Raw genomic sequence first — 13,511 nt, forward strand, 5'->3', positions numbered from 1 at the left:
GCATGAGGCAAATGCCGTTTTTGTTTGTATACTCACATGATGAGTCACAGCGCGGTCGCAGCGGATACAGGGAACGCTGCGAAGTTGAAAAATAAGGAGGCAGGGATGTTGCGGGTAAAAAAATTACATCATCATCGCGTTGTATCATTGCTGGCGCTGGCGCTATCCGTTGTTCCATTTACGCTACCGCAGGCTGCTGTCATCGCCGCTTTGCCTGGAACTAGCCAGGCGGCCATCTCCGTATCCGACAGTCAGCAGCGCATTCGGCAGGCGTTCTCCAGCGCCGACCAGCCATTTTATCTGGGACCGCTGGCAACGCTTTATGCATCCCGTCATATGCAACCGCTCTGGCAGGATCCTCAGGCGGTGCAAAAATTTCAGCAGCAGCTGGCAGAAGTGGCGCTGTCTGGCGTTCAGCCGCAGTTCACGCGCTGGATTGAGCGTCTGACCAACCCCGCCATTACCGGCTTTGCCCGGGATGTTGCGTTGTCTGATGCGATGCTGGGTTATCTGCAATTTGTGTCGAATGTGCCGACGCAGGGTGAAACCTGGCTCTACAGCAATGTTCCTTACAGGCTGACCCAGCCCTCCGTGGCGGTGGTCAATCAGTGGCAGAATGCGGTCAATGCCGGTTCTGACAATGCATTTATTGCCTCCTTACAGCCGCAGCATCCACAGTATCAGCCCATGCATGCTGCGCTTATCACCCTGCTTAGCGATAAGCAGCCCTGGCCGCAGCTGAAAAGCAGTGAAACACTGCGTCCGGGCCAGGTCAGTGATGACGTTCCTGCGCTGCGTGAAATTTTGCAGCGCAGCGGCATGTTAACGGCGCAGGTTAATGCGCCGGCACCCAATGACGATGCGGTACCCGTTGCCGCCTCGCCGGTAACGCACAGCGATCAGCCTGTTGCAGTCAGTCCTTCTGCCGCGCCAGTCAGCAATCTGCTTACCCCATCACCACAATCACCGGGTAACGTACAGAGTCAGACGCTCGAAGGAAATACCGCCAATATTTATGATGAGACGCTGGTGGCGGCGGTGAAGCGTTTCCAGCAGTGGCAGGGACTGGATGGCGATGGGGCTATCGGTGCCAGAACCCGTCAGTGGCTTAACGTCTCTCCGCAGATGCGTGCGTCGTTACTCGCGCTGAACATTCAGCGTCTCCGCCTGCTGCCGGACGATATGCATAACGGCATCATGGTGAACATCGCCAACTACTCGCTGATTTACTACAACAATGGCAATAAGATCCTCTCATCACGCGTCATCGTCGGACGTCCGGACCGTAAAACGCCGTTGATGCGCAGCGCACTCAATAATGTGGTGCTGAATCCGCCGTGGAATGTGCCAACAACACTGGTGCGAAAAGATATTATTCCAAAAGTGAAACTGGATCCGACCTATCTTTACAAGCATGGTTATACCCTGCTGTCGGGCTGGAGTGCTGACGCTGAAGTGATTGATCCCAGCATGATCGACTGGCGTATGGTCACCGCCTCATCATTCCCTTATCGCCTGATTCAGGCACCGGGGGAGGCGAATGCGCTGGGCCGTTATAAATTTAATATGCCAAGCTCAGATGCGATCTACCTGCATGACACGCCAAACCATAATCTGTTCCAGCGTGATATCCGCGCGCTCAGCTCCGGCTGTGTCCGGGTGAATAAAGCATCTGAACTGGCGGGATTATTACTGCAGGACGCGGGCTGGAACGATGCGCGTATTTCCAGCACGTTAAAAGAGGGCGACACCCGCTATGTTCCGATTCGCCATCGCATTCCAGTGAATCTCTATTATCTTACGGCGTGGGTCGCTGATGATGGCAAACCCCAGTTCCGCACAGATATTTACAATTATGATGACACCGCCCGTTCGGGCAGTCAGGCTCTCAGTCGGGCTGAGCAGTTACTGCTCTAGTGATTGATTTTAAATCGTTAGCAGCGTCCCGGTCATTTACACTAATCTTATCAAATGGCGATCCCTCCGGGGATCGCCTCACAAACCATGGGCAGATGGGTTGACGCTTCTCTGAGAGAAAGTTATGGTTCGGCCTGTGCGCTTTTTGCACATTTCTCGGGCTTCATTCTCAGGTAAATCGTTACATGTCTACTATTGATTCTTCTCGTCGCAAACTACTGCTGTGTGGTAGTGCCGCCGCCGGACTGGCTTTATTGCCTGCTTCCGCAAGGGCCTCGCTTTCTACGTCTCGTCCGCGTGTATTGATGCTTAATAATCTTCACACCGGTGAAACCCTTAAAACTGAGTTTTTTAATGGCAAGAGTTACGACAAGGATGAGTTGTCACGATTAAATCACTTTTTCCGGGACTATCGCGCCAATAAAGTGAAAAGCATCGATCCGCACCTGTTTGATCAGATTTTTCGCCTGCAGGCGCTGCTGGGTATGCGTAAACCGATTCAGCTGGTGTCCGGCTATCGCTCACTGGCAACCAACAACATGCTACGTGAGAGTGGTCCAGGTGTGGCAAAGCACAGCTATCACACCAAGGGTCAGGCCATGGATTTTCATATCGAAGGCGTTTCGCTCGCCAATGTACGCAAAGCGGCGTTATCTCTGCGCGCAGGTGGTGTAGGATATTATCCCCGCAGTAACTTTGTACATATTGATACCGGGCCGATCAGGCACTGGTAACGACACCGGCAACGCTGCGTGAGCCGGTCATGGAGCGTTATGAATTACCACATTATTCCTGTTACAGCGTTTGCCCAGAACTGCTCAGTGATCTGGTGCGACTCCACGCGCCAAGCCGCGCTGGTCGATCCCGGCGGCGATGCCGAACTTGTCAAACAAACGCTGGAACAACTCGGACTTAAACCTGCTCAGATTCTGCTGACGCATGGACATCTTGATCACGTCGGGGCTGCCGTTGAACTGGCTGCCTTCTGGCAGATTCCGATTATCGGCCCGCAAAAGCGCGATGCTTTCTGGCTGGAAGCGCTGCCTACCCAGAGCCGGATGTTCGGCCTGGACGAGTGCGCACCTTTTACCCCCGATCGCTGGCTTGAAGAGGGGGAGAGCGTTCAGGTAGGGTTGATCACGCTCGAAGTCCTGCACTGTCCGGGACATTCACCTGGCCACGTGGTCTTCTTTGACCGTCAGGGACGATTGCTGATTTCAGGCGACGTTATCTTTAATGGCGGGGTGGGACGCACAGACTTCCCGCAGGGCGATCATCAGCAGCTTATCAATGCTATCCGCACAAAATTACTGCCGCTGGGCGATGATGTGACGTTTCTGCCCGGTCACGGTCCGATTTCTACGCTGGGACATGAGCGCGTGAGTAACCCTTTTCTGCAGTAAAAATCAGCGATCTTTCCTGCAATAAAAAATGGGCCATCAGGCCCATTTTTGTTTCGTCGTCAGCGTTACAACACCGCGACAATCGCTTCGCACAGTGCCGACATATTGTCTGGCGTCATGCCTGCCACATTCACCCGGCCTGAGTTAACGGCATAGACACCGAACTCTTCACGCAGGCGAATTACCTGGTCTTTGGTTAAGCCACTGAACGAGAACATACCGTTTTGCTTAATAATAAAGCTGAAGTCACGCTGAGCGCCTTTCTCTGCAAGGGTGTTCACAAACAGCTGACGCATGCGCTGAATGCGCTGGCGCATATCTGACAGCTCCTGCTCCCAGATGGTTCGCAGTGTATCGTTGCCCAGAATAGTGGCGACGATAGCGGCACCATGCGCCGGCGGATTGGAGTAGTTAGCGCGGATGGTGTATTTCACCTGACTGAACGCCGTATCTGCCACGCTGGCTTCAGCCGCCACCACGGTGATGGCACCGACACGCTCGTTATACAGACCAAAGTTCTTGGAGTAGGAGCTGGCGACGATCAGTTCCTGATGCGAGGCGGCAAAAATGCGCAGGCCTTCTGCATCTTCATCCAGACCACGGGCGAAGCCCTGGTAGGCGAAGTCAAACAACGGCAGCCACCCATTGGCCTGTGACAATTCCGCCAGCTGTTGCCACTGCTCAGCGGTTGGGTCAATACCGGTCGGGTTATGGCAGCAGCCGTGGAACAGCACCACATCACCTGGCTGAACCTGCTGCAGCGACGTCAGCATGCCCTCAAAATCCAGCGTATGGTTTGCCGCGTCATAATAGTGGTATTCACAGACTTCAAGACCGGCCGCATTAAACACGTTGTTGTGGTTAGGCCAGCTCGGATTGCTGATCCAGACCCGCTTCACGGAGGTCTGCGTCGCGAGGAAATCTGCTGCCACACGTAACGCACCTGTGCCACCTGGCGTCTGCGCCGTACGGGCGCGGCCTGCCGTGATCAGCGGGCTTTGATTACCGAACAACAGTGCCTGTGTGCAGCGGGCGAAATCAGCCAGGCCATCAATGCTCAGATAGTTTTTGGTGGTTTCGTTTTCCAGCAGGTATTGCTCAGCTTTTTTAACACTGGTCAGCACCGGGGTCTTGCCGGTTTCGTCTTTGTAGACGCCGATACCCAGATTGATTTTTTCAGGTCGGTCATCAGCACGAAACAGATCGGCCAGCCCAAGAATAGGATCGGCGGGTGCAGCAGAGATCGATTCAAACATGTGTCAGGTCCATTAGCGTGAACGTTAGCGGAAAGAGCTGTCAGGTTAACGTCAGGCCAGGGAAATGCCAACCGTTTGCGAGACAAAATCATCAATTTTACTGTGTTCATTTCACGACGAGGAGAAGCTGAATTTCAGGCGAAGTAAAAAGCGGAGTATCGGGCAGATTTCAGGAATGACAGCCATAAAAAAACGGGGCTTAAGCCCCGTTTTTTAACACGTCGGAAGCAGGATTAGAACTGGTAAACCAGGCCTACTGCTACAGTGTCATCGGTGTTCAGACCCAGCGCGTTATTGTCATCCAGCTGGTTGATCTGATAATCCACGTAGGTAGACATGTTTTTGTTGAAGTAGTAAGTCGCGCCAACGTCGATGTATTTAATCAGGTCAGCATCGCCAACGCCTTCGATATCCTTGCCTTTAGACTGAACATAAGCAATGGATGGGCGCAGACCGAAGTCGAACTGATACTGTGCAACCAGTTCAATGTTCTGTGCTTTGTTAGCAGAAGCAGCGCTGGTGGTGTTGTTCAGACCAGTCACAACAGAGATTGGTGTAGAGTTACGGGTTTCACCGTACATCGCTGCCAGGTAAACATTATTTGCATCATATTTCAGAGCAGTTGCCCAGTTTTCAGCACGTTTGCCCTGGCCAACAACGTTACCATTGATATCGGTAGTGCCGTCTGCCTGAGAGTTTGTGCGATCGCTGCTGCTGTATGCGCCAACAACACCAACACCGATTGGTGAGGTATAGCTGGTTGATGCGCCCCAGCCGTCGCCGTTAGCACGACGCGTGTCGGTACGCTCGTTTTTACCCTGATACTGAAGTGCGAAGTCCCAGCCATCTACCAGACCAAAGAAGTTGGTGTTGCGGTAGGTCAGCAGGCCGGTGCTACGACCGTTCATGAAGTTATCTGAGTATCCTGAGTCGCCACCGAACTCTGGCAGCATATCGGTCCAGCCGATTGCATCATAAACCACACCGTAGTTACGGCCGTAGTCGATTGAGCCAGCGTCGCCGAATTTCAGACCGGCAAAGCCCAGACGGGTTTTGTTGCCGTTTTGTGCGTCAGAACCTTCAGAGTTATTCGCCTGAATGTTGTATTCCCACTGGCCGTAACCGGTCAGCTGGTCATTAATCTGGGTTTCGCCTTTAAAGCCGAAACGAACGTAAGATTTGTCGCCGTTGTTGCCGTCGCCATCTGAGCCATCGTTATCAGAAAAATAATGCAGGCCAACAGCTTTACCGTACAGGTCCAGTTTGTTGCCGTCTTTGTTATAGATTTCTGCAGCATTTGCTGCGCTGGCGGCTAACAGAGCAGGGATAACCACTGCAAGAATATTGCGCTTCATCATTATTCATTACCCTCATTGGAGTTATTTGTACACCTGCCACTGCCGTCAGGAAATCTTTACAGAACCCTTAACGAAGTTTGGTGTCTTCCTGTGTCTGCACGCATCTTTCCATCCCACCCGCCGTAATTCTAGCGCTTAAATGCTACTAAACTCGTAATCTTGTTTCAGCAGGAAAATATGTATTACAAAATGTAAAAAACACGGAACTTTGTGAGTGAACTCAAAATTTACAAAAATAAAAAAAGGCCGGCAGTGCCGACCTCGTTATATATATGAATTTCTTATATTTAATGCCGAAATCAGAAACTCGCGTTGCGTGGCGTGCGCGGGAAGGGGATAACATCCCTTACATTTTGTACGCCAGTGACATAGGCGATTAAACGTTCAAAGCCCAAACCAAATCCAGAATGTGGCACGGTACCGTAGCGACGCAGATCACGATACCACCAGTAATCTTCTTTATTCAGACCCATCTCTTCGAGTCGTGCATCCAGCACATCCAGACGCTCTTCACGCTGTGAACCACCGATGATCTCACCAATGCCAGGCGCCAGGACATCCATTGCCGCCACGGTTTTGCCATCGTCGTTCAGACGCATATAGAACGCTTTAATGTCTTTCGGATAGTTTTTCACCACCACTGGCGCTTTAAAATGTTTCTCTGCCAGGTAACGCTCATGCTCAGAAGAGAGGTCGATTCCCCAGGAAACCGGGTTTTCGAAGGTCTGACCGCAATTCATCAGGATTTCAACCGCGTCGGTGTAGTCGACCTGGGCAAAATCAGTGGTAATGAAACGCTGGAGGCGTTCTACAGCTTCTTTATCGACGCGCTCAGCGAAGAAGGCCATGTCATCGGCGCGCTCTTCCAGCACCGCATTGAACACATACTTCAGCATTGACTCGGCCAGTGCGGCGGCATCATCCAGTGTCGCAAACGCAATTTCCGGCTCCAGCATCCAGAATTCTGCCAGATGACGGCTGGTGTTGGAGTTCTCTGCGCGAAACGTCGGGCCAAAGGTGTAGATCTTCGACAGGGCGCTGGCATAGGTTTCACCGTTCAGCTGACCGGAAACGGTCAGGAAAGCTTCTTTGCCAAAGAAATCTTCGCTGAAATCGACTTTGCCCTGATCGTTGCGCGGCAGGTTTTCCATATCCAGCGTAGAGACACGGAACATTTCACCTGCACCTTCGGTGTCGGAGGCGGTAATCAGCGGGGTGGAGACCCAGAAATAGCCATTTTCATGGAAGAAGCGATGCAGTGCCTGCGCCAGGGTATGGCGAACGCGGGCCACTGCGCCAATCAGGTTGGTGCGTGGACGCAGGTGCGCCACTTCACGCAGATACTCAATGCTGTGACGTTTCGCCGCCATCGGATAGCTGTCCGGATCTTCCACCCAGCCCACCACTTCCAGGCTGGTTGCCTGAATCTCAAACGCCTGGCCCTGACCCGGCGATGCCACCACTTTACCGGTGACGATAACGGAACAGCCGGTGGTCAGACGCAGCACTTCATCCTGATAATTATTCAGAGAATTATTGACGACAGCCTGAACGGGATTAAAGCAGGAGCCGTCATAGACAGCGATGAAGGAAAGACCGGCTTTGGAATCTCTTCGGGTACGCACCCAACCACGTACGGTGACTTCACTGTCAACCGCGACGCGACCGTGCAGTACGTCCGCTACAGGCACTACGCTCATAAATATCTCTCTATATAGAAGAAGTGAGTTAAAAGTTGCCCCATCCGGGGTTTTGCTATGTTACTTGCGAGTCTTCAGGAAACAAGCAAAATTCAGGGGGAATGCAGATTTATTACAGCAGAGGCGGGGCGCATCAACGCCCCGATAAGAAGAGGATTAACTCGCTTTTTTCACCAGCGGCAAATCAAAGGCTTTTCGCAGGGCTTTTACAAAGGCTTTATCCTGACAGATAGTTTTGCCGGGGCTGTCTGAGAGTTTTGCCACCGGTTTACCATTGCACTGCACCAGCTTGATAACGATATTCAGTGGCGTTACGCCCGGAATGTCGCAGGTCAGACGGGTACCGATACCGAACACGACATTCGTCCGCTGGCCAAAGTGGCGGTATAACGCCAGGGCTTTGTCGAGGTTTAAGTTGTCAGAAAAGACCAGGTGTTTGCTTTGCGGATCGATACCCAGGCTCTGATAGTGGGCAAGGGCTTTCTCGCCCCACTCAACCGGATCGCCGGAGTCATGGCGCAGTCCCTGATAGCGACGGGCAAACAACGGACCGAAATCGCGCAGGAAGGCGTCCATGGCAATACAATCAGTCAGCGCAATGCCCAGTTGATCGTCATACTCATCGAGCCACGCCTGCAGCGCCGCGCGCTGGCTATTGGCGAGGACCGGGCTGATCTGCTGGAAGGCCTGGAACCACTCATGTGCCTGCGTCCCGACCGGCGTCAGTGACAGACGGCGCGCCAGATCATAGTTACTGGTGCCAATCAGCCACGGGAAATCCTGTTTCAGCGTTGAGACGATCGACTGCTGCACATCCTGCGAGTAGCGACGACGGGTGCCGAAATCCATCAGGCGGAAGCGTGACATATCCAGGTCAGCTACCTGCGTCTTAAAGTCGCCGAGTTTCTGGTGTAAATGGTCAATTGCCTGCTGGGTGGTGACCTGCGGTGTGCGATGACGATGCACAATCTCGCTGATTAGCGCCAGCAGCGGCACCTCCCACATAATGACTTCCCGCCACGGCCCCTGAATACGGATATCCAGTTTGCCATGGTGATTGCGCACCTCAACCTGATCCGGGTTATAGCGGAACTGGCGTAACCAGCTGAGGTAATCCTGCTGGAAGAAGGGGAGGTGAGACAGCCAGGTCGCTTCATCATCAGTCAGCGCCAGGTGTTGCATAGCGGTTATCGCGTCACGAATTTCGTCAGCGTAGAGACCCAGCAGTTCGTCGCCGCGGCAGCGAAACTCCGCCGCCACCGTTACGTCATGATAGCGGTGGAAAACGGCCTGCTGCATATGGAGCTTATAGGCGTCCGTATCCAGCAGCGAGGTCAGTATCGGGGAAGCATGTCCTGTCATGGCGCGTTTCAGCATCCTGTTCGGTGGCGCAGAGCCCGGTGTTGTACACAGTCATAAAGACGCGAAAGTATAATTCACTATCTGAACCCGATCACAGCATATTTCAGTCGGGTGGGTCGAGGCCAATCTGTGCCTTTGTTAACAAACTGTAGCCATTTCACCCTTTAGGTGCATTGTGCGTGGCAAGCTTGTAGTAACAAGCTTAGACTTTGCCGGTAAACTTATAACAACGCGAGACGCAATATGACGCAACAGCCCCAAATCAAGTATCGCCACGATTATCGTGCGCCTGATTACACCATCACCGATATCGATTTAACCTTTGAACTGGATGCGTCCACCACCCGTGTTACGGCCATCAGTCAGGTTAAACGACTGGGCGACAGCCAGGCTGAGCTGCGACTGGACGGCGAAGCGTTAACGCTGATTGCGCTGGAGATCGACGGGCAACCCTGGACGGCTTACCGTGAAGAAGAGGGCGCACTGGTGATCGGCCAGCTGCCGGAAAGCTTCACCCTGAAAATCATCAATGATATTCATCCGGATCAGAACACCGCGCTGGAAGGGTTGTACAAATCGGGCGAGGCGCTCTGCACCCAATGTGAAGCTGAAGGCTTCCGCCATATTACCTGGTACCTCGATCGCCCGGATGTCCTGGCGCGCTTTACCACCACCATTTATGCCGACGGTGAACGCTATCCATTCCTGCTCTCCAACGGTAACCGCATTGACAGCGGCCGGGATGAGCAGGGCCGCAGCTGGGTGAAGTGGGAAGATCCGTTCCCGAAACCGTGTTACCTGTTTGCGCTGGTGGCAGGCGATTTCGACGTGTTGCGTGACAGTTTTACCACCCGTTCAGGCCGTGATGTGGCGCTGGAGATCTTCGTCGATCGCGGTAATCTCGACCGTGCCGACTGGGCGATGACCTCGCTGAAAAACAGCATGAAGTGGGATGAAGAGCGTTTCGGCCTGGAGTATGACCTCGACATCTTTATGATCGTGGCGGTGGACTTCTTCAATATGGGCGCAATGGAGAATAAAGGCCTGAACGTCTTCAACGCCAAATATGTACTGGCGAAAGCGGAAACGGCGACCGACAAAGATTATCTGGGTATTGAAGCCGTTATCGGCCACGAATATTTCCACAACTGGACCGGCAACCGCGTGACCTGCCGCGACTGGTTCCAGCTCAGCCTGAAAGAGGGACTGACCGTGTTCCGCGATCAGGAGTTCAGCTCTGATCTGGGTTCACGTGCCGTGAACCGCATCGATAATGTGCGTATCGTGCGTGGGGCGCAGTTCGCCGAAGATGCCAGCCCAATGGCACACCCGATCCGTCCGGATCAGGTTATTGAGATGAACAACTTCTACACCCTGACGGTGTATGAGAAAGGGTCAGAAGTGATCCGTATGATGCATACCCTGCTGGGTGAAGAGAATTTCCAGAAAGGCATGAAGCTCTACTTTGATCGTCATGACGGCAGCGCCGCCACCTGTGATGATTTTGTGCAGGCGATGGAAGATGCCTCAAACGTCGATCTGTCGCAGTTCCGCCGCTGGTACAGCCAGTCCGGTACGCCGGTACTGACGGTGCGCGACGATTACAATCCGGAACTGGAGCAGTACACGCTACACGTCACGCAGCACACGCCAGCGACCGCCGATCAGAAAGAGAAGCTGCCCCTGCATATCCCGCTGGATATTGAACTCTATGACGGTGAAGGCAAGGTGATCCCGCTACAGAACAACGGCCATCCGGTGCACCATGTGCTGAATGTCACCGAAGAGTTCCAGACCTTTATTTTCGATAACGTCTACTTCCAGCCGGTGCCGTCACTGCTGCGCGAATTCTCTGCGCCAGTGAAACTCGATTATAAATGGAGTGATGCGCAGCTCACCTTCCTGATGCGCCATGCCCGCAACGACTTCTCCCGCTGGGATGCGGCGCAGAGCCTGCTGGCGACCTACATCCGTCTGAACGTTGCACGCTATCAGCAGGGCCAGCATCTGTCGCTGCCGCTGCATGTCGCCGACGCCTTCCGTGCAGTATTACTGGATACCGACTGCGATCCGGCCCTGACGGCGCTGATTCTGACCCTGCCGTCGGAAAATGAGATTGCCGAGCTGTTCGATACCATTGATCCGCAGGCGATTGCGCTGGTGCGTGACGCTCTGCAACGCACGCTGGCACGTGAACTGGCCGATGAGTTTTTTGCCATCTACAACGCCAATCAGCAGCCTGAATACCGCGTGGAGCATGATGCGATTGGTCAGCGCAGCCTGAAAAATACCTGCCTGACCTATCTTGCCTTTAGCGATGCGCAGCTGGCAGACAAGCTGGTACAGACGCAGTACCACCAGGCGACCAACATGACGGATGCGCTGGCGGCGCTTTCCGCGGCTGTGGCGGCTCAGTTGCCGTGCCGTGATGCGCTGCTGGCGGCCTACGATGAGCGCTGGCATCAGGATGGTCTGGTGATGGACAAATGGTTTGTTCTGCAGGCCACCAGTCCGGCTGCCAACGTGATGCGTAATGTGCGTCAGCTTCTGACTCATCGCTCCTTTACCATGAGTAACCCGAACCGCGTTCGCTCGCTGGTGGGGGCCTTTGCCTCGGCTAACCCGGCCGCGTTCCATGCGAAAGATGGCAGCGGTTATAAGTTCCTGGTGGAGATGCTTACCGACCTGAACACCCGTAATCCGCAGGTCGCGGCGCGAATGGTAGAACCGCTGATTCGTCTGAAACGTTATGACGAAGACCGTCAGGCGATGATGCGCCAGGCGCTTGAGCAGTTGCTGCAGCTGGATAAGCTCTCTGGCGATCTTTACGAGAAAATTACCCGGGCACTGAACGCCTGATGACCCGTCCTGGCATAGGTTGACACGCTATGCTGTTAAAACGCCTGATGCTCTGCATCAGGCGTTTTTTATTTCAGCGCTGTTGCGCGTAACGGACGGGCTGCGGGCGTTCCGTGCGCTGCATCACCCGATCCAGTACCTCCGCTTCCAGTTCGGCCAGCCGCGCAGATCCACGACGCCGCGGACGGGGCAGGTCCACCAGCAGATCCAGACCGATCTCGCCCTCTTCAATCAACAGCACGCGATCCGCCATTGCCACCGCTTCACTGACATCATGTGTGACCAGCAACACAGTAAAATGATGCTGTTGCCACAGTGACTCAATCAATCCCTGCATTTCAATGCGCGTCAGGGCATCCAGTGCGCCCAGCGGTTCATCCAGCAGCAGCAAACCCGGTCGATGGATCAGCGCCCTGGCCAGTGCCACGCGCTGTTTCTGACCGCCAGAGAGTGCAGCCGGCCACTCACTGGCCCGATCGGCCAGTCCTACCGCCGCCAGGGCATCCATTGCCGCGCTGCGCCATTCGTGTCCGCGCAGGCCCAGACCGACGTTATCGATCACTTTTTTCCACGGCAGCAGTCGCGCATCCTGAAACATCAGGCGGGTATCTTCTCGCGCTGACTGCAGCGGCGCATTGCCCGCCAGCAGTTCACCGCTGGAACTCTGTTCAAGTCCCGCCAGCAGACGCAGCAGAGTGCTTTTGCCACAGCCGCTGCGACCCACTACCGCCACAAACTGACCTGAAGGAATATGCAGGTCGATCTTATTGAGTATGGTGCGACTGCCATACTGTTTGCTGACGCCGTTGACGCCAACCGGCGTACCGGTGTTGAGGCGGGCCGGTGAGAAAGTCTGGCTCATGCGTTCTCCTCCTTCAGTTGGTAAGCGGGATGCCAGCGCAGCCAGACACGTTCCAGTAACAACGCGGCGACATCCGCCAGTTTGCCGAGCAGGGCGTAGAGAATAATGGCCACCACCACCACATCGGTCTGCAGGAATTCACGCGCATTCATCGCCAGATAGCCGATGCCAGAACTGGCGGAGATAGTCTCGGCGACAATCAGCGTCAGCCACATCAGACCCAGCGCGAAACGCACGCCGACCATGATATTGGGCAGTGCACCGGGCAGGATCACCTGAATAAACAGGCTCCAGCCGGAGAGGCCATAGCTGCGGGCCATCTCAACCAGCCCGCGATCAATGTTGCGGATGCCATGATAAGTATTCAGGTAGATCGGGAACAGCGTGCCCAGCGCCACCAGAAAGATTTTGGCGGATTCATCAATGCCGAACCAGAGGATCACCAGCGGGATCAGTGCCAGATGCGGCACATTACGCAGCATCTGCAGCGAGGTATCCAGCAACCGCTCACCGGTTTTTGAGGTGCCCGTGATTAAGCCCAGCAGCAGGCCGAGAGATCCACCGATGCTGAAACCGATCAGCGCCCGCCAGCTGCTGATCGCCAGGTGCTGCCAGAGTTCACCGCTGGCGGTCAGCTGCCAGAAGGTGGTCACGATCTTCTCCGGTGCGGGCAGAATGCGGTTTGATAACCAGCCGGTCTGTGAGGCTATCTGCCACACCACGACCAGCAGCGTTGGCAGGAGCCAGGGTAGCAACGTATCAGCAAGGCGTTTTCGGGTTCTGGCCATCATGCT

10 protein-coding genes are annotated in these 13,511 nt (G+C 54.4%); 4 read left to right on the forward strand and 6 right to left on the reverse strand.

Annotated features, from left to right (window positions below; translation table 11 throughout):
• Positions 1 to 105: 105 nt before the first annotated feature.
• From ldtD to Q7C21_RS09510, 3 genes are all read left to right on the forward strand, one after another.
• The gene (gene ldtD / locus Q7C21_RS09500) at positions 106 to 1,917 is read left to right on the forward strand and encodes a L,D-transpeptidase (RefSeq protein WP_140033560.1); all 1,812 of its coding nucleotides are present in this window, start codon (positions 106 to 108) and stop codon (positions 1,915 to 1,917) included.
• A 185-nt stretch (positions 1,918 to 2,102) separates the two neighbouring features.
• Positions 2,103 to 2,651, forward strand: a complete 549-nt coding sequence (locus tag Q7C21_RS09505; protein ID WP_003849393.1) for a YcbK family protein — start codon at positions 2,103 to 2,105, stop codon at positions 2,649 to 2,651.
• A 39-nt stretch (positions 2,652 to 2,690) separates the two neighbouring features.
• Positions 2,691 to 3,320, forward strand: a complete 630-nt coding sequence (locus Q7C21_RS09510) for an MBL fold metallo-hydrolase (protein WP_375150647.1) — start codon at positions 2,691 to 2,693, stop codon at positions 3,318 to 3,320.
• A gap of 65 nt (positions 3,321 to 3,385) precedes the next feature.
• On the opposite strand, the gene Q7C21_RS09515 is transcribed toward Q7C21_RS09510, so the two are convergent.
• From Q7C21_RS09515 to pncB, 4 genes are all read right to left on the reverse strand, one after another.
• Positions 3,386 to 4,576: an amino acid aminotransferase gene (locus Q7C21_RS09515; protein ID WP_140915850.1), complete on the reverse strand. Its 1,191-nt coding sequence runs from the start codon at positions 4,574 to 4,576 to the stop codon at positions 3,386 to 3,388.
• 233 nt (positions 4,577 to 4,809) lie between these two features.
• Positions 4,810 to 5,934 carry a porin OmpF gene (gene ompF / locus Q7C21_RS09520; RefSeq protein ID WP_039660940.1) on the reverse strand — a complete coding sequence of 375 codons (1,125 nt, stop codon included), beginning with the start codon at positions 5,932 to 5,934 and terminating at the stop codon, positions 4,810 to 4,812.
• Positions 5,935 to 6,233: 299 nt separating this feature from the next.
• Positions 6,234 to 7,634 (reverse strand): asparagine--tRNA ligase, encoded by a 1,401-nt coding sequence (asnS, locus tag Q7C21_RS09525; protein ID WP_008925857.1) that lies wholly within the window; start codon positions 7,632 to 7,634, stop codon positions 6,234 to 6,236.
• Between the two features lie 156 nt (positions 7,635 to 7,790).
• Positions 7,791 to 8,996 carry a nicotinate phosphoribosyltransferase gene (gene pncB, locus Q7C21_RS09530; protein ID WP_008925858.1) on the reverse strand — a complete coding sequence of 402 codons (1,206 nt, stop codon included), beginning with the start codon at positions 8,994 to 8,996 and terminating at the stop codon, positions 7,791 to 7,793.
• A 243-nt stretch (positions 8,997 to 9,239) separates the two neighbouring features.
• Here pncB and pepN point away from each other — a divergent pair, with 243 nt between their 5' ends.
• Positions 9,240 to 11,855 carry an aminopeptidase N gene (gene pepN, locus Q7C21_RS09535; RefSeq protein ID WP_105099342.1) on the forward strand — a complete coding sequence of 872 codons (2,616 nt, stop codon included), beginning with the start codon at positions 9,240 to 9,242 and terminating at the stop codon, positions 11,853 to 11,855.
• 73 nt (positions 11,856 to 11,928) lie between these two features.
• Here pepN and ssuB read toward each other — a convergent pair whose 3' ends face one another.
• Positions 11,929 to 12,717, reverse strand: a complete 789-nt coding sequence (gene ssuB, locus Q7C21_RS09540; RefSeq protein WP_375150648.1) for an aliphatic sulfonates ABC transporter ATP-binding protein — start codon at positions 12,715 to 12,717, stop codon at positions 11,929 to 11,931.
• Positions 12,714 to 13,505, reverse strand: coding sequence for an aliphatic sulfonate ABC transporter permease SsuC (ssuC, locus tag Q7C21_RS09545; protein ID WP_008925861.1), 792 nt, complete (start codon positions 13,503 to 13,505; stop codon positions 12,714 to 12,716). Before ssuC ends, ssuB begins: the two co-directional genes overlap by 4 nt.
• Positions 13,506 to 13,511: the final 6 nt, after the last annotated feature.

Origin of the sequence: Pantoea sp. ANP04 (assembly GCF_041982285.1) — a bacterium.
Classification (GTDB): domain Bacteria; phylum Pseudomonadota; class Gammaproteobacteria; order Enterobacterales; family Enterobacteriaceae; genus Pantoea; species Pantoea eucalypti.

Excerpts from the sequence above, each read along its gene's own strand:
- pncB (WP_008925858.1), bottom strand. The coding sequence starts at position 8,996 with ATGACAGGACATGCTTCCCCGATACTGACCTCGCTGCTGGATACGGAC.
- Q7C21_RS09515 (WP_140915850.1), bottom strand. The coding sequence starts at position 4,576 with ATGTTTGAATCGATCTCTGCTGCACCCGCCGATCCTATTCTTGGGCTG.
- Q7C21_RS09510 (WP_375150647.1), top strand. The coding sequence starts at position 2,691 with ATGAATTACCACATTATTCCTGTTACAGCGTTTGCCCAGAACTGCTCA.
- pepN (WP_105099342.1), top strand. The coding sequence starts at position 9,240 with ATGACGCAACAGCCCCAAATCAAGTATCGCCACGATTATCGTGCGCCT.
- ssuC (WP_008925861.1), bottom strand. The coding sequence starts at position 13,505 with ATGGCCAGAACCCGAAAACGCCTTGCTGATACGTTGCTACCCTGGCTC.
- ssuB (WP_375150648.1), bottom strand. The coding sequence starts at position 12,717 with ATGAGCCAGACTTTCTCACCGGCCCGCCTCAACACCGGTACGCCGGTT.
- Q7C21_RS09505 (WP_003849393.1), top strand. The coding sequence starts at position 2,103 with ATGTCTACTATTGATTCTTCTCGTCGCAAACTACTGCTGTGTGGTAGT.
- ompF (WP_039660940.1), bottom strand. The coding sequence starts at position 5,934 with ATGATGAAGCGCAATATTCTTGCAGTGGTTATCCCTGCTCTGTTAGCC.
- asnS (WP_008925857.1), bottom strand. The coding sequence starts at position 7,634 with ATGAGCGTAGTGCCTGTAGCGGACGTACTGCACGGTCGCGTCGCGGTT.
- ldtD (WP_140033560.1), top strand. The coding sequence starts at position 106 with ATGTTGCGGGTAAAAAAATTACATCATCATCGCGTTGTATCATTGCTG.